The sequence below is a fragment of the Aeromicrobium sp. REDSEA-S38_B2 genome (assembly GCF_001628525.1).
Classification (GTDB): Bacteria; Actinomycetota; Actinomycetes; order Propionibacteriales; family Nocardioidaceae; genus Aeromicrobium; species Aeromicrobium erythreum.
Genome location: NZ_LUNH01000072.1, coordinates 1 through 26,518, shown reverse-complemented (window position 1 = coordinate 26,518; position 26,518 = coordinate 1). Strand labels below are relative to the sequence as shown.

Below are 26,518 nucleotides of genomic sequence, written 5' to 3'. Positions count from 1 at the left end.
GTGGTCGGCGGCGGCATCGGCGCCCTCGTCGTCACGCTCGTCGCGATCTTCCTGGGGGTCGACCCGGGCGCCCTCACCGGGGGCCAGAGTCCCTTCGACACCAGCCAGGTCCAGACCGCGGGCGAGGACTCCACCGTCGACCTCAGCCAGTGCCGCACCGGCGCCGACGCCAACCGCGACGACGTCTGCCGCGTCGTCGGCACCGTCAACAGCGTGCAGGACTACTGGACCGACGCCCTGCCCGCCGACGTCGGCCGCCGCTACGGGGCCGACGGCGGCGCGCTCGCGCAGGAGTACGTCGTCGCCCACGAGTACGGGCACCACGTCCAGCAGATCCTCGGGATCCTCGGCCGCGCGCAGTCCGGCAGCGGCGCGACCGGTGGTGGCGTGCGCGTGGAGCTGATGGCCGACTGCCTCGCCGGCGTCTGGGCGCACCACGCCGCCACGACGCAGGACGCCGACGGGACCACGCTGCTGGAGCCCCTGACCCCGGCCGACGTCCGCTCCGCCCTCTCGGCCGCGGCCGCGGTCGGTGACGACCACATCCAGGCCTCGGCCGGGGCCACGGTCGACCCCGACACCTGGACGCACGGCTCGAGCGAGCAGCGCCAGCGCTGGTTCCTCGCCGGCTACGACGGCGGCAGCGCCGACCAGTGCGACACGTTCGCCACGAACGACCTGTGAGCATCCCTGCCACGGGCGCGGCGGCGCCGGACGGCCGTCGACTGCGCCTGGAGGTCTGGCTCGTCCTCGGCGTCTCCCTCGGCCAGTCGGCCGTCTACGCCGCGCTCAGCCTGCTCGCCGCACTCACGCGCGGCCCGCTGCGCGACGCCACCGCGACCCTCAACGCCTCGCGCAGCGACCGCGAGTGGCTCGACGTCACCTACCAGCTGCTGGGCATCGGCTTCGCGCTCGTGCCCGTCGGCCTCGCGCTGTTCCTGCTGGCCGGCGACGGCCCCGGCGTCCTGCGCCGTCTCGGGCTCACCGGAGCGGGACGTCTGCGGACCGTCCTGGAGGGGGTCGGCCTCACCGCCCTCATCGGCCTGCCCGGCATCGGCGTCTACCTCGCCGGCCGGGCCCTCGGCGTCACGGCCGACGTGGTCACCGTGCCCCAGCAGGTCTACTGGTGGACGGCCCTGGTCCTCGTGCTCGCCGCGTTCCAGAACGGCGTGCTCGAGGAGGTCGTGATGATCGGCTACCTCTTCACCCGACTGCGTCAGATCGGGTGGAGCACCCCGACGATCATCGTCTCCAGCGCCCTGCTGCGGGGCAGCTACCACCTGTACCAGGGCTTCGGCCAGGCGCTCGGCAACGTGCTCATGGGGCTCGTGTTCGGCTACTGGTACCACCGCACCCGGCGGCTCGCGCCCCTCGTGGTGGCCCATACGCTGCTCGACGTGTTCGCGTTCGTCGGTGTCCTCGTCCTCGGCGACCGGCTGGGGCTGCGATGACGACGTCGACGATGAAGGTGGAGGTCGCGCCGGGGCTGCCCATCGCCGACCGCGCCGACGACATCGCCGCGGCGCTGCGCGACCACCAGGTCGTGGTCGTCGCCGGCGAGACCGGGTCGGGCAAGACCACCCAGCTGCCGAAGATCGCGCGTCTGCTCGGCCGCGAGCGCATCGTGCACACGCAGCCTCGACGCATCGCCGCCCGGTCGGTCGCGGCCCGCATCGCCGAGGAGTGCGAGGTCGAGCTCGGGCGGGAGGTCGGCTACGCCGTCCGCTTCGACGACCGCACCAGCGACAGCACCCAGATCCGGCTGGTCACCGACGGGCTGCTGCTCAGCGAGATCCACCACGACCGCGACCTGTCGCGCTACGACACGGTGATCGTCGACGAGGCCCACGAGCGCAGCCTCGCCATCGACTTCCTGCTGGGGTACCTCAAGCAGCTCCTCCCCCGCCGACCCGACCTCAAGGTCGTGGTCACGTCGGCGACGATCGACGTCGAGCGCTTCTCGGAGATGTTCGACGGTGCGCCGGTCATCGAGGTGAGCGGGCGTACCTACCCGGTCGAGGTGCGCTACCGGCCGCTGACCGACCCGGACGACGGGATGCTCGACGGCATCGAGTCCGCCATCCGTGAGCTGCCACGCGAGGGCGACGTACTCGTCTTCCTGTCCGGCGAGCGGGAGATCCGTGACGCCGCCGCCCACCTCGAGGGCCTGCGCTGGCGCCAGACGGAGGTCCTGCCGCTCTACGGCCGGCTCGCCGCGCAGGACCAGGCGAAGATCTTCGCGTCGCACCCGGGACGGCGCATCGTACTGGCCACGAACGTCGCCGAGACGTCGCTGACCGTCCCCGGCATCCGGTACGTCGTCGACACCGGCTACGCCCGCATCTCGCGCTACAGCCAGCGCCTCAAGGTCCAGCGGCTGCCGATCGAGCCTGTCTCCCGCGCGAGCGCCGCCCAGCGCGCGGGGCGCTGCGGCCGCGTGGCCGACGGCATCTGCATCCGGCTCTACGCCGAGGAGGACCACGACGGTCGCCCCGAGTTCACCGACCCGGAGATCCTGCGCACGAACCTCGCGTCGGTGCTGCTGCAGATGGCGTCGCTCGACCTCGGCGACGTCGAGGACTTCCCGTTCCTCGACGCACCCGACCGCCGCGCCGTGGGCGACGGCCGGGCGCTGCTGACCGAGCTCGGGGCGCTGCAGGAGGGACGCGACCGCCGCCCCCGGCTCACGCGGCTGGGGCGCACGATGTCGCGTCTGCCCGTCGACCCGCGCATGGCCCGCATGCTCCTCGCGGCGGACCGTCAAGGGTGCCTCGCCGACGTGCTCGTCATCGTCGCGGGTCTGTCGATCCAGGACCCGCGGGAGCGTCCGGCCGAGCAGCAGGCCCGCGCCGACCAGCTGCACGCGCGGTTCCGCAGCCCCGACTCGGACTTCCTGTCCTGGCTCGTGCTCTGGCAGTACGTGCAGGAGAAGCGCGACGAGCTGAGCAGCAGCGCCTTCCGCCGGCTCTGCCGCGACGAGATGCTGCACTGGCTGCGCATCCGCGAGTGGCAGGACGTGCATGCGCAGCTGCGCCGCACCGTGCGCGACCTCGGCATGAAGCCGGGCAAGGTCGGCGCCGACCCGGCCGACGTGCACCGGGCGCTGCTCAGCGGGCTGCTGTCGCACGTCGGCGTCCGGCAGGCCGACTCCAAGGAGTTCCTCGGCGCGCGTGGTGCGCGCTTCATGGTGTTCCCGGGGTCGGCGCTCGCGCGCAAGCCGCCGCTGTGGGTCGTGGCCGGCGAGCTCGTCGAGACCGGCCGGCTGTGGGGGCGCACCGTCGCGAAGGTCGAGCCCGAGTGGGTCGAGCAGGCCGCAGCGCACCTGGTGAAGCGTCAGTACGCCGAGCCGCACTGGTCGGCGCGGCGCGGGGCGGCGATGGCGAAGGAGCGGGTGACGCTCTACGGCGTGCCCCTGGTGGTCGACCGGCTCGTGCCGCTCGGCCGGCACGACCCCGCCCTCGCGCGGGAGCTGTTCGTCCGGCACGCTCTCGTGCAGGGCGAGTGGCGCACGCGCCACGCCTTCGTGCAGCGCAACGCCCTGCGGATCCGCGAGGCGGAGGCCGTCGAGGACCGCGTCCGACGCCGGGGCCTGCGGGTCGACGACGAGACGCTGTTCGCGTTCTACGACGCACGGGTGCCCGCCGACGTCGTCTCGGTGCGTCACTTCGACAGCTGGTGGAAGAAGGCGTCGCGCGAGACGCCCGACCTGCTCGACCTCGACCCGGCGATGCTGCTGGCCGACGTCGACGACCTCGAGCACGACTACCCGACGACCTGGACGTCGGAGTCGGCCGAGTACCGCGTGACGTACACGTTCGAGCCCGGCACCGAGAGCGACGGCGTCGTCGTCGATGTGCCGGTCGACGACCTCCTCTCCCTCGACCCCGCGGAGTTCCTGTGGAACGTGCCGGGGCACCGCGACGAGCTGGTGGTGGCGCTGGTCCGCTCGCTGCCGAAGCGGCTGCGTCGCGAGCTGGTGCCCGTGCCCGACCACGCGGCGGCGCTCGTCGAGCAGCTCGACCCCGCGGCCGGTCCGCTGCTCGAGCAGCTGGTGCGCGGCATCCGGCAGCGCACCGGCACGCTCGTCTCCCCCGACGACTTCGACCTCTCGGCCGTCCCCGACCACCTGAAGGTGACCTTCCGCGTGGTCGACGACGGCGCCGAGCTGGCCCGGGGTCGCGACCTCGACGCGCTGCGCACCGAGCTGGAGGACGTCGTCCGCCGCGACCTCGAGGTGGTCGCCGCGGAGTCGGCCCGGACCGGGATCACGACGTGGGACGTCGGCACGCTCGAGCGGACCGTGCCGGCCGGGCAGGTCGTGGGGTACCCGGCGCTCGTCGACGAGGGGACGTCGGTGGCGCTGCGCGTGCTCGACACCCCCGAGGAGCAGCAGGTCGCGATGGTGCGCGGCCAGGGTCGGCTGCTCGCCCTCTCGACCCCGACCACGACGCCCTCGCTCGGCCGCACGCTCGACCTGCGGCAGAAGCTGCTGCTGGCCTCCTCGCCCTACGGCGACGCGGCGGCCGTGCTCGACGACGCTCGGCTCGCCGCCCTCGACCACCTGGTGGCCCGCCACGGGGGCCCGGTGTGGAACGAGGCTGCCTTCCAGACCCTGCGCGAACGGGTGAGGGCCGACGTCCACGACGTCACCGCGGGTGTGCTGCGCGACGTCCTGCGGTCGCTGGAGAAGCTCGGCCAGGCCCAGCCGCAGGGCACGGGCGAGCCGGCGGAGGACGTCCGCGTGCAGCTGAGCTGGCTCGTGGCACCGGGCTTCGTCCGCGACCTGGGCGTCGAGCAGCTGCGACGCCTGCCGGTCTACCTCGAGGCCGCGCGTCGACGGCTCGCCACGCCGCTCACCGAGCAGCTGGTGCGCGTGCACGAGCTCGAGGCGGAGTTCCACGAGCGCACCGGTGGCCTGAGCCCGCTGCGTCGCGCCGCGGCCGACGTGCAGGAGGTCCGCTGGGCCCTGGAGGAGCTCCGGGTGAGCGTGGTCGCCCAGAACCTCGGGACGGCTCGACCGGTGTCGGTCAAGCGGCTGCGCCGTCTGCTCGACGACCTGCGCGTGTGAGGCGCGAGCACGACGACGCCCCCGGACCGAGGGTCCGGGGGCGTCGTGGTTCGTGGGGGTCGGATCAGCCGACGCCCAGCAGGTCGATGATGAAGACGAGGGTCTTGCCCGACAGACGGTGTCCGCCGCCGGCGGGTCCGTAGGCCAGCTCGGGCGGGCACACCAGCTGGCGACGTCCGCCGACCTTCATGCCGGGGATGCCCTGCTGCCACGCGCCGATGAGCTGCGGGAGCGGGAAGCGCGCGGACTGGCCGCGGTCCCAGGAGGCGTCGAACTGCTCGCCGGTGTCGAACTCGACGCCCACGTAGTGCACGTCGACGACGCCGCCGGGCACGGCCTCGGGGCCGTCGCCGACGATGATGTCCTTGATCTGCAGCTCGGTGGGCGCGGGGCCCTCGATGAAGTCCACTTCAGGCTTGGAGGTCATGCCCCGATCCTTCCACACCTGCTCCGTCGGGGCTGCGGCCCGCGTCGGACGCAAGCATCTGCGTTCTCGCGGGACCGGCGGTGGATTCGCGCGAACGAGACAAGGCTTCTGCGTTCACGACGGGATCCCGTAGCCAACGCAGAAGCCTTGGGATCTCAGCGCACGAACGCAGATTCTTGCGTCCCACCCGCGCCGCAGCCCGAGAACCCGAGCCGCCGCGCCCGCCAGCCGCCCGGTCGAGGCCCTTTCGGGGACCACACCCAGCGCGAGCCGCGGCAGCGCACCAGCAAGGTCACGACCGCCCAGACCGACGCACCCGAAGGACGCACGACGCGCGACGGCCAGCAGCAGGCCCACCCCCGCACTGGTAGGAAGGACGTATGCGTGCGACCGTCCTCCACAGCCCTGGCGACATCCGTCTCGACACCGTGCCCGACGCGGTCGTGCAGGACGACACCGACGCGGTGGTCCGCGTCGTGGCTGCCTGCGTGTGTGGCAGCGACCTCTGGCCCTACCGCGGTGCGAACGGCGACCAGCCGGAGCCGCGTCGTATCGGGCACGAGTTCGTCGGCGTGGTCGAGCAGGTGGGCTCGGCGGTGGCCGACGTGGCCGTGGGCGAGTTCGTCATCGCCCCGTTCCTGTACAGCGACAACACCTGCGCGGTCTGCCGCAAGGGTGTGCAGACCTCGTGCGTCAACGGCGGCGGCTACGACGGCGCCCAGGCCGAGCTCGTCCGCGTGCCGTTCGCCGACGGCACCCTGGTGCGCGTGCCCCAGCCGGTCGACGACGCGCTCGTCCCCCACCTGCTGACGCTCAGCGACGTGTTCCCGACCGGTCACCATGCCGCCGTCTCCGCCCGCGTAGGTCCGGGCTCGACCGTGGCGGTCGTCGGCGACGGCGCCGTCGGCCTCAGCGCGGTGCTCGCCGCGAAGCGTCTTGGCGCGGAGACGGTCGTGGCGATGTCGCGCCACGAGCCCCGCCAGGAGCTTGCGCGGCGCTTCGGCGCAGACCACGTCGTCGCGACCCGGGGCAAGGAGGGTGCCGCGGAGGTCAAGGAGATCCTCGGCGGGATCGGCGCCGACAGCGTCCTGGAGTGCGTGGGCACCAAGGAGTCGATGAAGCAGGCGTTCCAGAGCCTGCGTCCCGGAGGCACCGTCGGCTACGTCGGCGTCCCCCACGGCGTGGAGCTCAACGTGCCGGTCATGTTCGGCACGAACTCCGGCCTCGCCGGCGGTGTCGCGCCGGTGCGCCACTACCTCGACGAGCTCCTGCCCGACGTCGTCTCGGGCGCGATCACCCCGGGCGACGTGTTCGACCTGCAGCTCGGCCTCGACGACGTCGCCGAGGCCTACCGCGCCATGGACGAGCGGCGCGCGGTCAAGGTGCTCCTGCGACCCTGAGGACTGCGGCTCGCCCGGCGCTCACCCAGTGCCGAAGGCGTCGTGCTCACTCAGTGCCGAAGGCGTCGTTGAGTCGCGCCAGCAGCTGCGCGAACGTGCGCAGCTCGGTGGGCTCCCAGTCCTCGATCACGCGGGCGAGGGCGGCGTGGGAGTCCTCGCGGTAGGCGTCGACACGACGCACGGCCTCGGCGCTGGCCCGCAGCACGTGCGCGCGACCGTCCTCCGGGTGCGGGGTCCGGTCGACGAGCCCGGCGTCCTCCAGCATGCGGACCGCACGGCTGACGGTCGACTTGTGGACGTGCAGGGAGTCGGCGAGGTCCGACGCGCGCACGCCACCGCTCGACGTCGTCGCGTCGACGATGGCCAGGAGCAGCACGAACGTGCTGTAGTCGAGGTCGTCGTGGATGGTCGCGAGGTTACGCAACGACCGAGCCCTGACCTGGCGGACGAGCCGCGTCAGCTGGTAGTCGACGTCGAAGTCCGGCGGCAGCTGCCCAGTCATGTCGACATCCTAGGGGTACGCCCCACACCGCACCGACGACGCGGGCAGGCCCCGCCACCCTGGGGGTGACGGGGCCTGCACGGTGCTGCGGTCGGGGGCGTCGGTCCTCAGCGCAGCTGCGCCGACGACAGGTTCAGCAGGCGACGCGCGACGATCAGCTGCTGGATCTGCTGGGTGCCCTCGAAGATGTCGAGGATCTTGGAGTCGCGCGACCACTTCTCGAGCAGCTCGCCCTCGCTGTAGCCGAGGCTGCCGGCCAGCTCGACGCACCGCAGGGTGATGTCGTTGCCGGCGCGGCCGGCCTTGGCCTTCGACATCGACGCCTCCATGGAGTTGGGCTTGCGGTTGTCCGCCAGCCACGCCGCCTCGAGGGTCAGCAGCAGCGCTGCCTCGTAGTCGGCCTCCATCTGCAGGTAGGTCGCCGCCGCGTACGACTGCGACGTCGCGGGACGGTCGTAGTCGATGACGACGCCGGCGTCCTCGAGCAGCTCACGCGTGAGCTCGAGCGCCGCGCGGGCGCAGCCCACGGCCATGCCGGGCACGAGCGGGCGGGTGTTGTCGAAGGTCGCCATGGCGCCGGCGAAGCCCTGCTTGGTGTCGATCTCCTCGTTGCCGAGGATGTTCTCCGCCGGCACGCGGCAGTTGTCGAGCACGATCACGGCCGTGTCGGAGGCGCGGATGCCGAGCTTGTGCTCGAGCCGCTCGACCCGGATGCCCGGCAGCGACTTCGGCACCACGAAGCTCTTGATGGCCGCACGGCCGAGCTTCGGGTCGAGCGTCGCCCAGACCACGACGGAGTCGGCACGCTCGCCGGACGTCACGTAGATCTTCTCGCCGTTGAGCACGTACTCGTCGCCGTCCTTGACGGCGGTCGTGCGGATGGCAGCGGAGTCGGAGCCGCAGCCGGGCTCGGTGATCGCCATGGCGGCCCACGTGCCCTTGAACTTCTCCAGCTGCTCGTCGGTGGCCACCGACGCGATGGCGGAGTTGCCCAGGCCCTGGCGCGGCATCGAGAGCAGCAGGCCGACGTCGCCCCAGCACATCTCGATGATCGAGAGCACGGAGGAGAGGTTGGTGCCGTTCTTGACCTTGCCCTTGTCCTTCTCCGAGGCGTCCTCGCTGCGGCGGACGCCGGCGGCACCGGCGCCCTGTCCGGCGCCGGAGTCGCCCATGCCGTCGATCAACGAGGCGAGGAGGTCGAGCTCCTTGGGGTAGGCGTGCTCGGCGAGGTCGTACTTGCGGGAGTTCGCGCGCAGGAAGTTGTCAGCGACCTCGTGGGCCTGCTGGATGAACCCGCGGAACTTCTTGGGGGTGTCGAGGTTGATCGTCATCTTCGTGTCCGTCCTCAGACGAGGACTGCTCCTTCCAGGACGCCGACGGCCCGCAGGTCGCGGTACCACCGTTCCACCGGGTGCTCCTTGACGAAGCCGTGGCCACCGAGCAGCTGGACGCCGTCGGTGCCGATCTTCATGCCGTACTCGGCCGCGAGCTTGCGGGCGAGGGCGATCTCGCGGGACGCGTCGCGACCCTGCTCGTGCCGCGACGCAGCCTTGAGGGTGACCAGGCGCATGCCCTCGAGCTCGATCGCGATGTTGGCGACCATGAACGCGACCGCCTGGCGGTGGGCGATCGGCTCGCCGAACGCCTCGCGGGTCTTGACGTACTCCTTGGTGTAGTCGAGCACGGCGCGACCCGTGCCGACCGCGAGCGCCGACCACGCCAGGCGCGACAGCCGCACGCACTCGCGGTAGTCGTCGGCGGTGCCCAGCAGCGCAGTCTCCGGGACGACGGCGCCGTCGAGGCTCAGCTTGGTGAGCCCGGCGGCACGCAGACCCATGGACGGGTCGGCGGCCAGGGTCAGGCCGGGCGTGCTCGACTCGACGACGAACAGGCGCGGGGTGCCGTCGAGCGCCGCGGCGACGACGAACAGCTCGGCCTCCGTGCCGCGCACGACGGCGGACTTGACGCCGGTGAGGCGGTAGCCGCCCTCCGTCGCGGTGGCGGTGGTCTGCAGCTCGAACGGGTCGAACAGCGGTCGCGACTCGGCCACGGCGAGCGCCGCGGCGGGCACGTCGTCACCGGTGAACGCCGGCAGGTAGGTCTGCTGCTGCTCGTCGGTGCCCCAGAGCGAGATGGCGGTGGCGACGGACGCCGGCGCGAGGCAGGCGACGGCCTGGCCCATGTCGCCGTAGGCGAGCGCCTCGTTGACCAGGACGCCGGTGACCACGGAGCGCTCCTCGGACAGACCACCGAGCGACTCGGGGACGTTCAGCAGCGTCAGGCCGAACTCGCTGGTCTGGTCGAGCACCTCCTTGGAGGTGTCGTCGGCCTTCTCGGCGGCCTCGGCGCCGGGGCGCAGCACCTCGTCGGCGAACTCGCCGATGACGTCGACCATCATCTGCTGGTCCTCGGTCGGGGTGAGGTCGAACAGGCCGCTGTCCTGGGTCGCGCCGAGGCGCTGCGGCGTGCCCGAGCCCTTGACGCGCTTGAAGGTGCGGTTGGCGTTGGCCGCGAGCTGGAAGCCGGACTTGGCTCCCTGGTAGACGGCGCGCTCGGTGGCCTTGCGCAGGCCGAGCTTGTCGATGGCCGGCGAGCTCGCGATGCGGTTCAGCACCGCGAGCCCGATGCCCATGGGGTCTGGTCGGTTCGCCACGGTGTCTCCTTGGCAGGGACGTTGGTGTGATGGGGGTCGGGACGGGTTCCCGCCGGCACCACTGGGGTGCACGACTCCACTGTAACTGTGAGTTGCAGTGACGCGTACCGATGGTATCCGACGTCACAGGGCGGAGTCCACGACTCGGGGCGATTCACCCCGCGATACGTTGGGGCGGTGGCGTCACACCCCAGCTCCCGTCCCCTGCCCGACGGCGGATCGGTCCGTCCCATCACCCGGTGGGGCACCCCCGTCATGCACCACGAGCTCCGCGAGGTGACGTCGTTCGACGAGGAGCTCCAGACCCTCGTCCGCGACATGGTCGCGACGATGTACGCCGCGAACGGCGTGGGCCTGGCGGCCAACCAGGTGGGTGTGGACCTCAAGGTGTTCGTCTTCGACTGCCCCGACGACGACGACGTCCGCGTGACCGGTGTGGTCGTGAACCCGCGGCTCACGCTGCCCGAGGCGGCCGAGCGCAACCTCGACACCGCCGACGAGGGCTGCCTGTCGCTGCCCGGTGCGTTCACCGAGTGCTCGCGCCCCGACGTCGCGAGCGTGACCGGGTTCGACGAGAAGGGCGAGCCGGTCGAGTTCCACGGCACCGGCCTGCTCGCGCGCTGCCTGCAGCACGAGACCGACCACCTCCACGGCACCGTCTTCGGCGACCGCGTGCCGGCGAAGGCGCGCAAGAAGCTCTACAAGAAGCACGAGGAGCTGGCCGACGCCTACCCCGGCGACTGGCCGGTGACCCCGGCCGCGATCGAGGACTGAGCCTGCGTCGTCGCAGCGTCGGCGACCCCACGACGTCAGCGCAGGTGCCAGCAGGCGACGGCGACCGAGGTGGCGACGTTGAGGCTGTCGATGCCCGCCGCCATCGGGATCGTCACGCGCACGTCGCTGCTGCGCTGCCAGTGCTCGGTGAGCCCGGGTCCCTCGGAGCCGACCACGAGCGCGAGCCGCTCGGGCACGTCGTGCACGTCCTCCAGCGACACCGCGTCGTCGGCGAGCGTCATCGCGTACGTGGTGAAGCCGTGGCGGGACAGCAGCGCGGGCGTCCCGTACCAGTCGTCGACGCGGGCGTGCGGCACGGAGAACACCGCACCCATGGCCACCTTGACCGCGCGCCGGTAGAACGGGTCGGCGCAGCGCGGCGACAGCAGGACGGCGTCGAAGCCCAGCGCCGCCGCCACCCGGAAGATGGCGCCGACGTTCGTGTGGTCGACCAGGTCCTCCAGCACGACCACGCGTCGCGCGGCGGCCAGCACGTCGTCGACGTCGGCCGGTGCGGGCCGGCGGACGGCCGAGAGCGCTCCCCGGTGCACGTGGAACCCGGTGACCCGCTCGACGTCCTTCTCCGACATGACGAAGCAGGGCGCGTCGCTCGCGTCGAGGACGTCGCGCAGGCCGTCGAGCCAGCGCGGTGCCATGAGGAACGAGGCGGCCTCGTGACCGGCCTCGTGGGCCCGGCGCACGACCTTCTCGCCCTCGGCCAGGTAGATGCCGTGCTCGCTCTCGTGCGCCAGCCGCATCTGCACGTCGCGCAGGTGCAGGTAGTCGGCGAGACGGGGGTCGTCGAGGTCGTCGACGTGCACGATGCGGGCCACCGGCCCACCCTACGGGCGCCTCAGCATCCTCCCCCACCCCAGCCTCGGCCGCCCGTGGCCACTGATTCCCATCACTTCATGGGAATCCGTCGCTCACCTGCGGATGCTTTCCAGGGTGGGCGGGGGAAGACCGTGGTGAGCTGCTGGTTCCCATCACCGGATGGGAATCAGCCGCCCGAGCGCGCGGCATAGGCGTCGGCGGCGGCGAGGACGCTGCGCACGTAGACGTCGGAGTGGTTGTAGGAGTGCACGGCGGCCGTCCACCCGGCCGGTGTGGTGAGGTCCGCGTCCGAGGCGCAGAGGTAGCGCGCCGCGGTCCAGGCGGCGTCGTCGACGTCGTCGACGTCCGCGACACCGTCGCCGTCGCCGTCGGAGCCCCACTGTCGCCACGTCGAGGCGATGAACTGCAGAGGCCCGCGCGCCCGGTCCCAGGCGCCGTCCTCGCTGATCGCCGCGTAGCCCGACGTGCCGTCGAGCGCGGGACCCTCGACGCTCGTGCGACCGTCCGGCGCCAGCGTGCTCCCGCCGTGAGCCGACTCGACGTGCCCGATGCCGGCGAGCGTCGTCCACCCGAGCCGGCAGCCGGGCAGCTCGGCACCGGCCCGCAGCGTGGCCGACGCGTACGCCTGCAGCGCCCGTGCCGGGACGCCGGTGGCCGTCGCGGTGCTCGCCAACCACGCCGGGTCGGGCTCGTGCGACGTCGTGCTCGTCCCCGCGGACGACGGCGCGGCCGGATCGGCACCGGCGTCGGGCAGCTGTACCGACGCGGCGGCCGGTAAGAGGTCCTGCACGTCGCGCGGGGTCGAGGGCGCGGTGCTCGCCAGGACGGCGGTCACGACGAGCGCAGCTGCCGCCGCCACGACGCCGAGGACCGAGAGCAGACGGGTCACCTCAGCCGAACCGACCGTTCACGTAGTCCGACGTGCGCTGGTCCTGCGGCGACTCGAACATGGTCGCGGTGTCGCCGTGCTCGATGATCACGCCGGGGGTGCCGTACGCGGCGAGGAAGAAGGCGCACTGGTCGGACACACGCGCGGCCTGCTGCATGTTGTGCGTGACGATGACGATCGTCACCTCCTGCGCGAGCTCGAGCATCGTCTCCTCGATCACGCGCGTCGAGGTGGGGTCGAGGGCCGAGCAGGGCTCGTCCATGAGCAGCACGCGCGGCTTGACGGCGAGCGACCGGGCGATGCAGAGGCGCTGCTGCTGGCCGCCGGAGAGTCCGCCGCCCGGTGCGTCGAGACGGTCCTTGACCTCCTTCCAGAGCCCACCCTTGGTGAGGCACTCCTCGACGAGGTCGTCACGGTCGCGCGACGCGACCTTGGTCCCGGTGAGCTTGAGGCCCGCGAGCACGTTCTCCTCGATCGACATCGCCGGGAACGGGTTCGGCTTCTGGAAGACCATGCCGATCGCGCGACGCGCGTCGGTGAGCTTGCGGTCGGGGTCGTAGACGTCGGAGCCGTCGATCTCGACACGGCCGGCGAGCGAGGCGCCCGGCACGAGCTCGTGCATCCGGTTGAGGATGCGCAGGAAGGTCGACTTGCCGCAGCCGGACGGGCCGATGAGCGCCGTGATCCGCCCGGCGGGCATCGTGAGGGAGACCCGGTCGAGCACCTTGCGCGTGCCGAACCACGCGGACACGTCGGTCGCCTCCAGCGTCGCCAGCGACGCCCGGTCCGGGAGCACCGCGGGGATGCTCTGCGTGGCGTCGTCGAGCACCGGGATCGTGGTGGTCTCGTCGGTCAGGGACATGGTCTCTCCTCGGGGGCGGGTGGAACGCGCCGTGGCCGGCTCCCGCAGGAGCCGGCCACGGCGGTCGATCACTTGACGACGGTGTAGGTCGCCACGGCGGACGTGGATCCGCCGTAGTTGCTGCTCGACGGCGCGAAGGTCGCGACGACGCGCTTGGCACCCGTGGTGCTCTGCGCCTTGAGCGTGACGACGGCCTGGCCGTTGACGACCTTGCCGGTGCCGACGACGCTGGAGCCGATCTTCAGGGTGACCGTGCCCGACGCCTTCAGCGTCGAGCCCGTGATGCCGACCGTGACGGTCGCCTTCGTGGCCTTGCGGACCTTGACCTTCGCCGCCGCGAGCTTGAGCGAGGTGCGGGTCGTGGCCTTGGTGACGACGAACTTCACGAGCTTGTAGCCCTCGGCGAAGTCGCTGTCACCGGAGTAGGAGACGGCGCCCCAGTACGTGCCGGCGTCCAGCGAGGCCGGGACGGTGAAGGTCGCGGTGCCGCCCTGCAGGTCGGCCGTCTGCTCGGCGGCGTCGCCGTAGACGAAGGTGACGCTGCCGGTGGCCTTGAGGTCGCTGGTGCCGACGTTCACCGTGACGGTGCGCGCCGCGCCGTAGGCCGACGTGGGCGCGGTGACCTCGATGGCCTTGGAGTACTTCGCGTCCGGGACCGTCACGGTGATCGAGCCGGTCGCCTTGGAGTAGGCCTGCGGGTCGTCGGGCGCGAAGGTCGCCGTGTAGCTGTGCGCACCCTTGGCGACGCCCTCGAGCGCGAGGGTGGCGTTGCCCAGCGTGTCCACGGTGGCGGTGCCGACGGTGGCGTCACCCTCGGTGAACGTCACGGTGCCGGTGGCGGTCGACGGGCCGACCGCGGCCTTCAGCGTGACCTTGCCGCTCGGCGTCGCCTTGCCCGTGAGGGCGACGGTGCTCTGCTGACCACCGGCGGTGAGGAAGTTGGTCGTCGCCGACGTGGTCGTCTGGCCGCAGACGCCGCCCTGGGCCGTGCGCGCCAGCTGGTCGAAGCCGGCGGCCTCGATGAGCGGGCGGGCGGCGTCGGAGCAGACGAAACCGGTCTCGCCGAAGGCGGCGTTGAGGTCGGCGGCCTTCGAGCCGGTGAGGTCGTTGCCGCGGACGACGTTGTAGAGCGCGCGGCGGACGCTGAAGCCGTTCAGCAGGCCGATGCTGGTCGTCGACTTGGCGCGACCGGTCGAGAAGGGCACGACCGCGTCCGGGTCGTCCTTGATCTTCTCGTCGGAGTGCTCCTGCGTCTCCTTGACGTTCGAGCCGAGGGAGACGGGCTTGCCGTCGTTGATGCGGACGAGCTGGGCCTCGAAGAACGAGCGCGTGCCCGAGCCCGACTGGGGGACGTAGGGGTGGATCACGGCGTCCTTGCCGCCGACCTGCGACCAGTTCGTGACGTCGCCCTTGTAGATGGCGAGCACCTGCGCCTCGGTCAGCGACGCGGGGGCGTCGGTGCCGGCCTTGCGCGTGCCGAGCTTCAGACCGTCGACGGCGAAGGGGAAGGCCTTCAGGCCGGCGTCGCGCTCGGTCGTGGAGATCGCGGAGGACGAGCGGGCGAAGTCGACGTTGGCGTCGTTGCTGGAGCCGTACAGCAGCTTCTTGCCGGCGCCCGAGCCGTTCGGGCGGGTGATCGCCGAGGCGCCGCTGCGCAGGGAGATCGTGGAGGGCGAGCCGTCGGCCGCCCACGAGGCGATCTTGACCGTGCGGGAGGCGTTGTAGCCGGCGGCGACGCCGTCCTTGCCCTCCGCGAGGTAGTGCAGCGCGAGCTGGGAGGTGTCGGACCCGACGCCCACCAGGTCGGTGCTGCTCGGCGTGAAGGTGGGGTCGGCGGGGTTGGTGTCGGCCGCCTGGGCCGGTGCGACGGCGCCGAGGGTCGCCATCGAGGTCGCAGCGACGGCGAGGGCCGCGGCGAACCGGGTACGCGTGGAGATCATGCGCGTGGAGTTCCTTGTCGTGAAGGGGGGTGGGCCGTCGGGCGACGTCCCGACGAGCACGCTAGGCGTCGATGGAGGGGGTCCGGACGGTCTGCGGTGAACAGCAGACGTCCATTCGGTGCGACTCGGTGAATGGTCGGTGCACGACTCAGACGAGGTTCGGGATGAGGTGCACGGAGAGGTCCGCGGCGAACCACGCGAGGGCCAGGAACACCGGTGCGAACACCGTCCAGACGAGGGCCGGGCGCAGCCGTCGACGCAGCAGCAGCATGCCCACGAGGGCCACGAGCAGGCCACCGAGCGTCAGGGCGAGCAACGGCAGCACCGACGTGTCGTTCGCCATCGCCAGCTCGGACTGACCGAGGGTGTTCACCCGCTGGCCGCCGGCCGGGAACGGCTTGGACTGCAGGGACGCGTCGACGTAGACCAGCTCGTCCGGTCGGAGCCCGCCGAGGCGGCCGTCGCCGGCCGCGGTGATGAGCGTGAGCCGACCCTGTCCCTGCGCCGGGGGCGCGGGCACGTCGTCGCCGGCACGCCGGACGCCCTCGATCCGGTAGGTGGAGCGCCCCTGCCCGGTCACGACGTCGAGCCGGGTGCCCACGGCCTCGTGCATCATCACGTGGAAGGGTCGTCCGAACGTCCGTGACCGTCCGTAGACGAGCGAGACGCCTGCCTGGCCGGGCAGGACGGTGTCGCGCCGGTGTCCGGGACCGTCGAGCAGGAGACCGGCCGACGTGCCCTCGACCACGACCTGGTCGATGTCGAGGGACGGCAGCGAGAAGAGCGCGACGGGGCGGCCGGGCGCGATGACCCCGCCCGTCGGCGCGGTGCCCGCGGCCAGGTCGGTGCGCAGCTCGTCGTAGAGCCGGTCCTGCGCGCGGGAGTAGGAGAGACCACCGAGCACGAGGGTCTGGAGCAGCACCCAGGCGACGAGCAGCGCCACGACCATGAGTCCGCTGCTCAGGACGAGGTCGCGCTCGGGGACGCGCGAGGTGTCGCGCGCGGCGGCGAGACTGCCCTTCAGGGCGCCACTCCCCCGGCGCTGCCCGGTGAGGCGACCGTTGAGGGGTGCGACGGTCATGAGTCCTCCTTCCCGGCCGCGCGGAGCCTGATCACCGGGCCGGCGATCGCGCAGCCGAGGAGCAGGAGGATCAGCGCGGGCAGGAACCAGGCGCCGAGGGCCGAGTGGACGCCCTGCGTGCTGCCGAGGCTCTTCAGCTCGGCGTCGACGGGCTGCTTGCCGCCCGCCGCCGCGGGGTCGTCCCCGGCTGCCGCGGCGTCGGACGGCACACCGTCGGTCCCTGGCGCCCCGGAGGCGGGGTCGGTGGCTCCGCCGCCGCCCGCGCCTCCCGAGCCGCCGGGCGTCGTGCCGGTCTGCGCCTCCACGTCCTGGGCCGCCTGCTGGGCCGACGCGAAGAGGGCGGCGGTGGTGCCCGTCCGGGTGATCGGCAGGTAGCCGTCGGGCAGGAAGCCGTTGCCCGACCCGCGACGCTGGCCCTCCGTGGTGGCGGTCCGGATGAACGACGCGACGGTGCGCGCCGTGCTGCGGTCCAGGCCCGAGGTCTTCGCCGCGGTGTAGACGACGAGCGTGCCCGGGTAGCCGTTCGCCTGGCGCACGGCCCCGTCCTCGAGCGCGAACGGCTGCGTGCGTCCGGTCGGCCGGGCCGTCGAGATCGCCTTCGCGAGCGTCGCGTCGGTCGGCGCCACGAACTGCCGTCCACGGACGGTGAACGGAGCACGTGGGGACACGGCCGACGTCTGCAGCGCGGCGGTGTGCAGGCCGTACCGCTCGGCGTCGCCGAGGGTCGTCACGCCGACGAGGAACCGTGCGCCGACGCCCTGACGGTCGGCCCGGCCGAGCACGTAGGGGAACTGGTCGGTGCCGAGGCCGCTGCACTTCGTCTGCGAGTACGGCCAGGCATCCAGCAGCGCGTCGGCGATCTTCACGAAGGAGGTCACCGGCGCGGCCAGGCGCGTCAGGTAGGGCGTGTCGTTGTTCTGCTTGAGGCACTCCTGCTGGACGGCGGGGGTGAACGTGTCGAGCAAGGGCCACTCGTCGACCGGGAGCTGCATGCCCTTGTAGGCGGGGTTGATGCGCATGCCCCACGGGTCGGGCCGGCCCTCCACGAAGGCGCGCGCCTCCGGGTCGTCGTCGATGTAGGTCGAGATCGCCTTGATCACGTCGGAGGACTCCGAGAGCGACACCAGGACGGCCGCGGCCTCCTGCTCCCCCGTCGACAGACCGGGGTTCAGGGCCTGGAACTCGGGGTCGGCGTTCAGCGAGCCCGGGTTGTCCTCCAGCCCGGGGTGCTGGCGGCCGAGGCTGGAGCCGGGATAGCTCTGCGTGAGCAGCTTCGCGAGGAGCCGGGCGTTGAGGTTCAGCGTGCGACGCTCGCCGGCGTTCTTCGGCTCGTCGATGACGTAGGAGATCGCGAACCCGGTGACGGCCGTCGGGGCGTAGGCGGTCGGCGCCTCGCCCTCGACGGTCTTGCGGCTCGAGACGAAGGCTCCCGGGATCTCGTCCTGCTGCATCAGCTGGAACGAGGCGAGGTCGGGCAGGACGTTGTGCTGGAAGCGGAAGCGGTCCTTGCGCAGGCAGTAGGCAGGCGCCCACTGCACGGTGGCCTGCGACATCAGCTCCGAGCCGTAGAAGCCGACCGGCGGTCGGTCGTCGAGCACGGAGCAGACGTTCGGCGCGGGGCCGAAGGTGATCGGCACGCTGATCCGGTTGCGCCAGTTCGACTCGGTCCACCAGTAGCGCGGCGACACGCTCTCGTCGACGCCCTGGCCGTCGAAGTTGCTCGAGCCGGGCTCGAAGCGGCCCTGCTTGCGGCAGGCCGCGTTGAGCTGGCGCGAGTCCGACTGCAGGCAGCTGATGCCCATGACGGGGATGACGACGATGCTGCACGCGGTCGTGTCGTTGCAGCCGAGCGACTCGTTCTCGATGCTCGAGCGCACCTCGAACTGGATGTCGCCCTTGCCGTCCACGGTCGTGAACGCGGCCTGCTCGGCGGGCGGGAACGACGCGTCGACGGCCGCCTCGGGAGGCAGGGTGTCGCTGGAGCAGGAGGCGAACGTCTGGCCCTTCGCGGACACGAACGGCGTCACGTGCGTCGACGTGCCCGGCGCGGCTCCGCCGCAGCTCGCCGGGAGCGTCCGCACCCCGGACAGGGCGCTGCGCGCCGTGTCGTCGGCGTAGCGGTCCGAGCGCCAGATGGCTGCGGCGTCCGGCACCTGCAGCTGCGAGCGCTGCTGGACGGTCGAGGTCCAGCAGGTCTCGGGGCGGACGCGCTGCGCCGCCGGCAGGCCGGCATCGTCGCGGCCGCGGCACTGGAGCACGACCACCGGGTACTCCTGGTCCATGCCGTTCTCGCCGAACGGGCTCGTCGAGCGACCGCCGCTCGGGCGGGCGCCGTCCCACGTCACGTGGACGCGCTCGCGTCCGCGCAGGTTGCGGGTGTGGTCGACCTGGACCGTCACGTCGCGGCGGTCCACGCGGACCTCGTCGCCGTTCTCGGTGAAGGTGCGCTCGACGGTCTTCGTCTGGCGGAACGCGCCGACGTCGTCGCCCTGCGCCTGCACGCCGGCCGAGGTGAGGAGTCCGGTGCCGACGGCGGCCACCGCGACGGTCGCGAGGACCTTGCGCCACCTCACGAGCGTGCCCCCGTCGTGCTGCGCGTGCGACGCCGCAGCGCCACGGCGACGACGCCCGGCGCCAGGATGATGGCCAGGAGCTCGACCGCCGCGAGGGTGCCGAAGATCCCGTCGTCACCGGCCCGGCCTGCGGTCAGCTCGGTCTGCACCGCCACCGTCGCCGCGCCGCCGCCCGAGGAGGCGGAGCCGACCGGGAGACCGGTCTCGGGGTCGATCGCGGCGCCCGCGCCGGGCGCGTCGGACCCTCCCCCGGCCGAACCGTCACCGCCCGCAGCACCGCCGGTGCCGCCCGACCCGCCGCCGGCACCGCCGCCCTTCTTCGCCTGCTCCACCGACGTGGGCGCGGTGCCCGTGCCCGTGGTGCACGGCCCCTGGCCCTGCTGGTCGCAGCTCGCCGGCATGGGCGCGATCTGGGCCAGCTTGTTGGCCGACAGGTTGCCCGGCACGAACGTGGGGTTGTTGCACTTCGTGACCGAACGGTCGTTGAGGTTCACCTTCGGGTCGGCCTTCCTCAGCTTGGACAGCTCCGTGAAGCCGGCCTGCACGAGGTTGAGCGGCAGCGGGGAGTACCCGTACTTGCCGGCCTTCGTCTGCCCCTCGCAGAGCGAGTAGAACATGAAGTCCGCCAGCGACTGGCGCTTGGACGTGGTCATGCGCTGGTCCTTCGCGCCGGTCGGCAGCAGCAGGTAGCTGTAGGACGAGAGGGGGTAGGCCCGCTTGTCCTGCGCCGTGTAGACGCCGAGCAGGTCCTGCGTCAGGTCCTTGCGGATCCGCGCCTTCGTCAGGGCGACGGCGACGTTGTACTGCGTCGGCTCGACGTAGTAGCCCGACCGGTTCAGCACCTTCACGACCGGGAAGTTCTTGTTGACCGGGTAGGAGTACTCGACGTAGCCGATCGTCCCGTTGCCGGCCGCGTCGGCGATGGTGTTCATCACCTGGTCCGAGCCGTTCGCGCCGGTCGCGTTGCCCTTGCGCGGGAAGTAGGACGTGAGGCCCGCGCGGCCGAAGAACGGGCGCCAGTCGCTCGCGTGCTGCGAGTCGAGCCAGGCCGTGAACTGGGCGGTGGTGCCCGAGCCGTCGGAACGGACGACCGGTCGGATCTTCAGCGACGGCAGCTTGGTGCCGTTGTTGTCCTTCGCGATCGCAGGGTCGTTCCAGTTGGTGATCTTGTTCGTGAAGATCTTCGCGATGGTGTCGCCCGACAGGCGCAGGTTGCGGACCATCTTCCCGCCGACCCGCACCTGGTAGGTGAAGGCCGTGCCGCCCGCGACGATCGGCACGTAGGAGAAGGGCCGGTTCTTCGGCGGCGGGTCGTCGCCGCCCTGCGCACCGCTGCCCTGGTAGGGCACCTCGGTGATGCCGAAGTCGGTGGTGCCGGCCGCGAACGCCTTGCGTCCGGCCGACGAGCCGCGTCCGGTGTAGGTCACCTTGATGCCGTTCGCCGACACGTCGGTGATCCACTGGTTGACGATCACCTGGGACCAGGTGGAGCCCGACCCCTCGATCTGGGCGTAGGCAGCCTCCGCGGGGCGCGACGACGCGATCAGCACCGCGATCGCGAGCAGCACGACGCCGACGCCCGCGCGAGCGGGGCGGGCGAGAAGACTCTGGTTCACCGGGTTCCCTTCCTCGGTCGCGCCAGGAGGCGAGCGACCACGAACAACGTGAGCACGAGGCCCAGCAGCACGGAGGCGGCTGCGAAGGCGCGGGCGATCTCTAGCGGCTCGCCGGAGCGGACCGTCGAGTAGATGTAGAGCGGCAGCGAGTTCATGACGCCACCGGTCGGGTTGGTCACGAGGAACGTGGCCGAGCCCGAGGTGAGCAGGACCGGCGACGTCTCGCCGATGCCGCGCGCGACGCCGAGGATGACGGCGGTCGCCAGTCCGGGCCGCGCCGTCGGCAGCACGACGTGCCAGACCGTGCGCCAGCGCGAGGCGCCGAGCGCCAGGCTCGCCTCGCGCAGGCTGCCGGGCACGACCCGCAGCACGACGTCGGAGGCGCGGGCGATGATCGGCAGCATCATGACGGCCAGGGCGAAGGCGGCGGCCAGGCCCGAGCTCGGCAGCCCGAGCGTCACGATCGCGACGGTGTAGATGAACAGCCCGGCGACGATCGACGGCAGGGCCGTCATGGCCTCGACGACGGTGCGCACGATCCGCGCGAGCCGGCCGCCGACCTCGGTCATGTAGATCGCGGTGCCGATGCCGAGCGGGATGGTGATGGCCACGGCGATGCCGACCTGGATCAGCGAGCCGACGATCGCGTGCAGGATGCCGCCCCGCGTGAACGGGTCGCGCGGACCGACGCCCTCCATGTCGTGGGTGAAGAAGTTGACGTGGAACAGCGCCTCGCGGCCGCGCAGGAAGATGAACAGCACGGTGCTCAGCAGCGCCAGGCCCAGCAGGACCACCGCGGCGTGCACCACGGCGCTCATGACGCGGTCAACGACCTCCGGCCCCGTCCCGACCACGGCCGTGAGCAGCCCGACGATCACCAGGCCCAGCACGAAGGTCGTCAGCGTGAACGCGACCGCACCGTCCCAGGGCAGCAGGCGGTCGGTCACGAGCCAGGCCAGTGCGACGGCTGCCAGCCATGCGCCCAGCTGGACGAAGCGCTGCTCGGCCGTCGTCGAGCGCAGGAGGCGGCGCGGCCCGTCGACGTCGTTCTTGCCGACGGACGGCTCGGTGCGCACCGCCGTCGTGCCCCGGCCGGCCGGCGCGGCGGGCACGGGGGGCGCGACCGCCTGCGTGGTCACGGGCGGGACCGTGACGGCCGGGAGGTCCGTCGTGCGGGTGAGGTCGGGGTCGAGGGTGGGCGCGCTCATGCGTCGGCTCCTGCTCCGGACCGGCTGCGCGCGACGACCATCGCGGCGAGCGAGTTGATGATGAGGGTGATGACGAACAGCACGAAGCCCGCGGCGAGCAACGCGGCCAGCTGGGTGTCGGCGGCCTCGCCGAAGCGGCCCGCGATGAGCGCGGAGATGGTGTTGGTGCCGATCTCCAGCGGCCGGACCTTCAGGTCGAACGACGGCGAGATGATCAGCAGGACCGCGATCGTCTCGCCGAGCGCGCGGCCGAGACCGAGCATCGTGCCGCCGATGATGCCGCCGCGGCCGAACGGCAGCACCACGGTGCGCACGACGCCCCAGTGGGTCGCGCCGAGGGCGAAGGCGGCCTCCCGCTCGCCGGGCGGCGTCTGCGAGAACACCTGGCGCATCACGGCGGTCGCCATCGGGATCACCATCATCGCGACGGCGAGACCCGCGAGGAACGCCGAGGCGGTGTAGGCCGAGCGGTCCCAGACCGCGGCGTCGGGGTCGGTGTCGACCCGGAAGATCGGGATGAAGCCGAGGTGCTGGTGCAGCCAGTGGGCGACGTCGGCGACGTAGGGCTTCAGCAGGAAGAACCCCCACAGCCCGTACACGAGGCTGGGCACCGCCGCCATGAGGTCGACCAGCGAGGTGAGCGGTGCGCGCAGGCCCGGGGGCGCGTACTCGGCGATGTAGAGCGCCGCGAGCAACGACAGCGGGAACGCCACCACGAGGGCGACGGACGCGACGGTGAACGTACCGATGAGCACCGAGCCGATGCCGAGCTTGTCCGACTCCGGCTCCCACTGCGTCTCGGTGAGGAACCCCAGCCCGTAGCGCTGCATCGTCGGCACCGCCGACCACGCGAGGAACAGGCCGATCCCACCCGTGATGACGAGCACCGTCACGGCGATGCTCCGGGTGGAGAGGACGAACGTGCGGTCGGAGCCGCTGAGCTCCGTCGAGAGCGGTCGGGGCTCGTCGACGTCGACGCGCGCAGGCTCGCTGCGCAGGACGGTGGTCACGCCTGGTGCTCCTGGGGGGGGTGGAGGACGGCGCGTCGGTGGACGGGCCTCGAGAACTCTGACAGCGCGCGACGGCGTCCGGAGCGTCTGCGGTGAACGGGTGATGAATGGTCGGCGAGCACTCGGGGGAACGTGTCGTCGGCCCGTCCCGGGACCTGCGCCGCGCGCCCGGCAGGCCCGCGGTCGCGCTGCAGGAGGAGGTCCGCGTCGCTAGCGTGGGCCCATGAGTCTCGAACGTCCCGTCACCCCCGACCCCTACCCGCTGCTGCCCGGCGCGGCGTCGTTCTCGGTCACGAGCGACGACGTCACCGACGGCGCCCCGCTCAAGGACGACCAGGTCAACGCCCACGGGGACACGTCGCCGCAGCTGTCCTGGAGCGGCGCCCCCGAGGGCACGCAGTCCTACGTCGTGACCTGCTACGACCCCGACGCCCCGATCGTCTCGGGCTTCTGGCACTGGACGGTCGTCGACATCCCGGCCGACGTCACCTCGCTCGACGCCGGTGCCGGCGCGAGCGACGACACGCTGCCCGAGGGCGCCTTCCACGTCCGCAACGACGGCGGCGGCAAGAACTTCATGGGGGCTGCGCCGCCGGAGGGCGACCAGCCGCACCGCTACTTCTTCGTGGTCCACGCGGTCGGCGAGGAGAAGCTCGGGGTCGACGGTGACGTCAGCCCCGCGGTCGTCGGCTTCAACCTGGCGTTCAAGACGCTCGGCCGCGCGATCGTCCACGGCACCTACCAGCACTGACACGTCCCGCCGTCGCGCACGACGGCCGGACGCACGAGGGCCCCGGAGCAGCTGCTCCGGGGCCCTCCTGCGCGGGCTGGGTGCTCGTCAGGCCTGCGGGGCCGGCGGCTCCTCGCCGTCGGTGGCCGACGGCGGGACGACCGGGTCGGCGGTGCCGCCACCGGTCCCGACCCCGGGCTTCTCGGCGGCCTTCGCGGCCTCGAGCGCCGCCTCGACGGCGGCTTGGGTGCCGGCCGAGGACTCTCCCGTCTCGACGGGCTCGTCGAGGTCGACGCGGGTGCGGCTGCCTCCGCCGTCGACGGGGATCGTGCCGAGCTGGTTGCCGAGCGTGCCGAGTGCCTTGGTGAGCTCGGCCGGGATGATCCAGGTCGAGGCGTTCTCGCCGCTGGCGATCTTCGGCAGCGTCTGCAGGTACTGGTAGGACAGCAGCTTCTGGTCGGGGTTGCCGTCGTGGATGGCCTGGAAGACCGTCTCGATGGCGCGGCCCTCGCCCTGCGCCGTCAGGATGGCGGCCTGCTTCTCGCCCTCGGCCGACAGGATCGCGGCCTGCTTCTCGCCCTCGGCGGTCAGGATGGCGGCCTGCTTCTGGCCCTCGGCGGTGAGGATGGCACTCTGGCGGTCGCCCTCGGCGGTGAGGATGGCGGCGCGCTTGTCGCGCTCGGCACGCATCTGCTTCTCCATCGCGTCGATGATCGACGGCGGCGGGTCGATGCCCTTGAGCTCGACGCGGTTGACGCGGATGCCCCACTTGCCGGTGGCCCCGTCGAGCTCGCCGCGCAGGCCGGAGTTGATCTGGTCGCGGCTCGTGAGCGCGTGCTCGAGGCTCATGCCACCGATGATGTTGCGCAGCGTCGTCATGGTGAGCTGCTCGATGGCCTGGATGTAGTGGGCGATCTCGTACGTCGCGGCCACGGGGTCGGTCACCTGGAAGTAGATGACGGTGTCGATGGAGACCGTCAGGTTGTCCTCGGTGATCACCGGCTGCGGCGGGAACGAGACGACCTGCTCGCGCAGGTCGATCATGTAGCGCACCTTGTCGATGAACGGGACGACGATGTTCAGGCCGGCCGAGAGGGTGGTGCGGTACTTGCCGAACCGCTCCACGATGCCGGCGCGGGCCTGCGGGACGATCTTGATCGTCATCGTCACGACGACGACGGCGAGGATCGCCAGCAGGACCAGGAAGATGGTCAAGGCGGTCATGCTCAGGACTCCTTCGGGGTGATGACGGCGGTGGCGCCGTCGATGCGGGTCACGACGACCTCGGCTCCAGGCGCCACCTCGGCGTCGCCCTCGGTGCGGGCCGACCACACCTCGCTGGCGAGGGTGATCCGGCCGCCGAACGGGCCGACCGGCTCGAGCACCACGCCGGTCCGACCGACGAGGGCGTCGTGGCCGGTGGTGAGCGTCGGGCCGGCGTGCAGGCGGGCGACCATGGGTGGTCGGGCGAAGAACAGCAGCCCGACGCCGACGACGCCGAACGCGAGCATCGCCACCCAGAAGGGCGCACCCAGCGCGCTGGCGACCGCGCCCGCGAGCGCACCGATCGCGAACATGAGCAGCACGAGGTCGAGGCTCAGCAGCTCGGCGACCGCCAGCAGGACGGCGACACCGACCCAGGTGACCCAGGCGTTCTCCGTCATCCACTCGATCATCGGTGGTCTCCTCTCGTGACGGCGCTGTCGCGCACACGCGTCGGGCGCGTCACGCTACCAGCCACGTGAGGCACGACGTCAGCGCAGCGCTCGTCGACCGTACTGCGCGCGCCGGGCCGCGTAGCGACCGTCGACGTGGTCGAGCTCGAGGCGCATCCCGAACGTGCTGCCAAGATTCTCCGCGGTCAGCACCTCGGCGATCGGACCCCGCGCGACGACGGCGCCGTCGCGCAGCAGGAGCACGTGCGTGAAGCCCGGTGGGATCTCCTCGACGTGGTGGGAGACCATCACGAGCACGGGTGCGCCAGGGGTCGAGGACAGCACGTCGAGGCTGGCCAGGAGGTCCTCGCGGGCCCCGAGGTCGAGCCCGGCGCCCGGCTCGTCGAGCAGCAGCAGCTCGGGGTCGGTCATCAGCGCGCGGGCGATGAGCGACCGCTTGCGCTCGCCCTCGGAGAGCGTCCCGAAGGTGCGGTCGGCGAGGCCGGTGATGCCGAGCTCGCCCATGATCTGGCGGGCGCGCTGCACGTCGTCCTCGTCGTAGGTCTCGCGCCAGCGTCCGGTCACCGCGTGCGCGGCGGACAGCACGACGTCCTCGACGCGCTCCACCGGCGGGATCCGGTCGGCGACGACGGTCGCGCTGTGCCCGATCCGGGTGCGCAGGTCGAAGACGTCGGTGGCGCCGAGGCGCTCCCCCAGGATCTGCGCGCTGCCCGACGTCGGGTGCAGGTGTGCGCCGACGACCTGCAGCAGCGTGCTCTTGCCGGCGCCGTTGGGGCCGAGCACGACGACCTGCAGCAGCGTGCTCTTGCCGGCGCCGTTGGGGCCGAGCACGACCCAGCGCTCGTCGTCGTGCACGGTCCAGGAGACGTCGTCGAGCAGGCGCTTGCCGGGCCTGACCACGCTCACCGAGTCGAGCTGGAACGCGGTGGCCATGCGGGGTCTCCTGCTGCTGGTCGGACCGGACGACGGCGCGCTCGCACCGGGGCGAGCGCGCTGTGTCCAACCTATCGTGGCGTCCCGCGTCGCCGACGGGCGGTCGGGCGATAGCCTCGGTCCCGATGACCGCCCACGTGCCGGCCGTGCACCTCACCTCGCCCACCCTGCTGCTGACCCTGACGGGACCCGACCGCAGCGGCGTCTCGACGAGGCTGTTCGCGTCGCTCGAGCCGTTCGAGGTCGAGGTCGTCGACGTCGAGCAGCTCGTCGTCCGCGGTCGTCTCGTGCTGAGCGTGCTCGTGTCGCTGCCCGACGACCCGCGGGCGCTGGAGGACGCCG

The 26,518-nt window shown here is 72.2% G+C and carries 23 protein-coding genes; 7 read left to right on the top strand and 16 right to left on the bottom strand.

Annotated elements, in window-relative coordinates; translation table 11 throughout:
• The 3 genes from A6Q81_RS13695 to hrpA all read left to right on the top strand — a co-directional run.
• Nucleotides 1-684 (top strand): neutral zinc metallopeptidase (locus A6Q81_RS13695; RefSeq protein WP_286690801.1); only part of this gene is annotated, 684 nt, incomplete at its 5' end.
• Nucleotides 685-686: 2 nt separating this feature from the next.
• A complete protein-coding gene (locus tag A6Q81_RS13690) occupies nt 687-1,451 on the top strand; it encodes a CPBP family intramembrane glutamic endopeptidase (protein ID WP_286690802.1) in 765 nt (254 codons plus the stop codon).
• Nucleotides 1,448-5,068 (top strand): ATP-dependent RNA helicase HrpA, encoded by a 3,621-nt coding sequence (gene hrpA / locus A6Q81_RS13685; protein WP_286690800.1) that lies wholly within the window; start codon nt 1,448-1,450, stop codon nt 5,066-5,068. Before A6Q81_RS13690 ends, hrpA begins: the two co-directional genes overlap by 4 nt.
• 64 nt (nt 5,069-5,132) lie before the next feature.
• On the opposite strand, the gene A6Q81_RS13680 is transcribed toward hrpA, so the two are convergent.
• Nucleotides 5,133-5,495, bottom strand: a complete 363-nt coding sequence (locus A6Q81_RS13680) for an FKBP-type peptidyl-prolyl cis-trans isomerase (protein WP_067857553.1) — start codon at nt 5,493-5,495, stop codon at nt 5,133-5,135.
• 380 nt (nt 5,496-5,875) lie between these two features.
• Here A6Q81_RS13680 and A6Q81_RS13675 point away from each other — a divergent pair, with 380 nt between their 5' ends.
• Complete coding sequence (locus A6Q81_RS13675; protein WP_067857556.1) at nt 5,876-6,895, top strand: zinc-dependent alcohol dehydrogenase family protein; 1,020 nt, start codon at nt 5,876-5,878, stop codon at nt 6,893-6,895.
• 46 nt (nt 6,896-6,941) lie between these two features.
• On the opposite strand, the gene A6Q81_RS13670 is transcribed toward A6Q81_RS13675, so the two are convergent.
• The 3 genes from A6Q81_RS13670 to A6Q81_RS13660 all read right to left on the bottom strand — a co-directional run bounded on the left by A6Q81_RS13670 (nt 6,942) and on the right by A6Q81_RS13660 (nt 10,050).
• Nucleotides 6,942-7,397 carry a MarR family winged helix-turn-helix transcriptional regulator gene (locus A6Q81_RS13670; RefSeq protein WP_067857559.1) on the bottom strand — a complete coding sequence of 152 codons (456 nt, stop codon included), beginning with the start codon at nt 7,395-7,397 and terminating at the stop codon, nt 6,942-6,944.
• Nucleotides 7,398-7,504: 107 nt separating this feature from the next.
• Nucleotides 7,505-8,728: an acyl-CoA dehydrogenase family protein gene (locus A6Q81_RS13665; RefSeq protein ID WP_286690799.1), complete on the bottom strand. Its 1,224-nt coding sequence runs from the start codon at nt 8,726-8,728 to the stop codon at nt 7,505-7,507.
• A gap of 14 nt (nt 8,729-8,742) precedes the next feature.
• Complete coding sequence (locus A6Q81_RS13660) at nt 8,743-10,050, bottom strand: acyl-CoA dehydrogenase family protein (protein ID WP_236749703.1); 1,308 nt, start codon at nt 10,048-10,050, stop codon at nt 8,743-8,745.
• Between the two features lie 177 nt (nt 10,051-10,227).
• On the opposite strand from A6Q81_RS13660, the gene def reads away from it, so the two are divergent.
• Nucleotides 10,228-10,824 carry a peptide deformylase gene (def, locus tag A6Q81_RS13655; protein ID WP_286690798.1) on the top strand — a complete coding sequence of 199 codons (597 nt, stop codon included), beginning with the start codon at nt 10,228-10,230 and terminating at the stop codon, nt 10,822-10,824.
• 35 nt (nt 10,825-10,859) lie between these two features.
• Here def and A6Q81_RS13650 read toward each other — a convergent pair whose 3' ends face one another.
• The 9 genes from A6Q81_RS13650 to pstC all read right to left on the bottom strand — a co-directional run bounded on the left by A6Q81_RS13650 (nt 10,860) and on the right by pstC (nt 22,837).
• The gene (locus A6Q81_RS13650; protein WP_286690797.1) at nt 10,860-11,657 is read right to left on the bottom strand and encodes a TrmH family RNA methyltransferase; all 798 of its coding nucleotides are present in this window, start codon (nt 11,655-11,657) and stop codon (nt 10,860-10,862) included.
• 167 nt (nt 11,658-11,824) lie between these two features.
• Entirely contained in the window at nt 11,825-12,547 is a 723-nt protein-coding gene (locus A6Q81_RS13645) for a lytic murein transglycosylase (RefSeq protein ID WP_286690796.1), read from the bottom strand.
• Between the two features lies 1 nt (nt 12,548).
• Entirely contained in the window at nt 12,549-13,409 is an 861-nt protein-coding gene (locus A6Q81_RS13640) for a phosphate ABC transporter ATP-binding protein (RefSeq protein WP_286690795.1), read from the bottom strand.
• 68 nt (nt 13,410-13,477) lie between these two features.
• Nucleotides 13,478-15,349: an Ig-like domain repeat protein gene (locus A6Q81_RS13635; protein ID WP_286690794.1), complete on the bottom strand. Its 1,872-nt coding sequence runs from the start codon at nt 15,347-15,349 to the stop codon at nt 13,478-13,480.
• Between the two features lie 148 nt (nt 15,350-15,497).
• Entirely contained in the window at nt 15,498-16,430 is a 933-nt protein-coding gene (locus tag A6Q81_RS13630) for a sortase domain-containing protein (protein ID WP_286690793.1), read from the bottom strand.
• Nucleotides 16,427-19,003 (bottom strand): hypothetical protein, encoded by a 2,577-nt coding sequence (locus A6Q81_RS13625; protein ID WP_286690792.1) that lies wholly within the window; start codon nt 19,001-19,003, stop codon nt 16,427-16,429. The genes A6Q81_RS13630 and A6Q81_RS13625 overlap by 4 nt, the downstream gene beginning before the upstream one ends.
• On the bottom strand, nt 19,000-20,619 hold the full coding sequence (locus A6Q81_RS13620; protein WP_286690791.1) for a substrate-binding domain-containing protein: 1,620 nt from the start codon (nt 20,617-20,619) through the stop codon (nt 19,000-19,002). Before A6Q81_RS13620 ends, A6Q81_RS13625 begins: the two co-directional genes overlap by 4 nt.
• Entirely contained in the window at nt 20,616-21,827 is a 1,212-nt protein-coding gene (gene pstA / locus A6Q81_RS13615; protein ID WP_286690790.1) for a phosphate ABC transporter permease PstA, read from the bottom strand. The genes A6Q81_RS13620 and pstA overlap by 4 nt, the downstream gene beginning before the upstream one ends.
• Nucleotides 21,824-22,837 carry a phosphate ABC transporter permease subunit PstC gene (pstC, locus tag A6Q81_RS13610; protein ID WP_236749704.1) on the bottom strand — a complete coding sequence of 338 codons (1,014 nt, stop codon included), beginning with the start codon at nt 22,835-22,837 and terminating at the stop codon, nt 21,824-21,826. Before pstC ends, pstA begins: the two co-directional genes overlap by 4 nt.
• A 223-nt stretch (nt 22,838-23,060) precedes the next feature.
• On the opposite strand from pstC, the gene A6Q81_RS13605 reads away from it, so the two are divergent.
• The gene (locus A6Q81_RS13605) at nt 23,061-23,588 is read left to right on the top strand and encodes a YbhB/YbcL family Raf kinase inhibitor-like protein (protein ID WP_286690789.1); all 528 of its coding nucleotides are present in this window, start codon (nt 23,061-23,063) and stop codon (nt 23,586-23,588) included.
• Nucleotides 23,589-23,675: 87 nt separating this feature from the next.
• On the opposite strand, the gene A6Q81_RS13600 is transcribed toward A6Q81_RS13605, so the two are convergent.
• The 3 genes from A6Q81_RS13600 to A6Q81_RS13590 all read right to left on the bottom strand — a co-directional run bounded on the left by A6Q81_RS13600 (nt 23,676) and on the right by A6Q81_RS13590 (nt 26,176).
• Nucleotides 23,676-24,791, bottom strand: a complete 1,116-nt coding sequence (locus A6Q81_RS13600; RefSeq protein ID WP_286690788.1) for an SPFH domain-containing protein — start codon at nt 24,789-24,791, stop codon at nt 23,676-23,678.
• A 2-nt stretch (nt 24,792-24,793) separates the two neighbouring features.
• Nucleotides 24,794-25,243, bottom strand: a complete 450-nt coding sequence (locus A6Q81_RS13595; protein WP_202967652.1) for an NfeD family protein — start codon at nt 25,241-25,243, stop codon at nt 24,794-24,796.
• 78 nt (nt 25,244-25,321) lie between these two features.
• Nucleotides 25,322-26,176, bottom strand: coding sequence for an ABC transporter ATP-binding protein (locus A6Q81_RS13590; RefSeq protein ID WP_286690787.1), 855 nt, complete (start codon nt 26,174-26,176; stop codon nt 25,322-25,324).
• Between the two features lie 125 nt (nt 26,177-26,301).
• Here A6Q81_RS13590 and A6Q81_RS13585 point away from each other — a divergent pair.
• The coding region (locus A6Q81_RS13585) for an ACT domain-containing protein (protein WP_286690786.1) at nt 26,302-26,518 on the top strand (217 nt) is incomplete at its 3' end.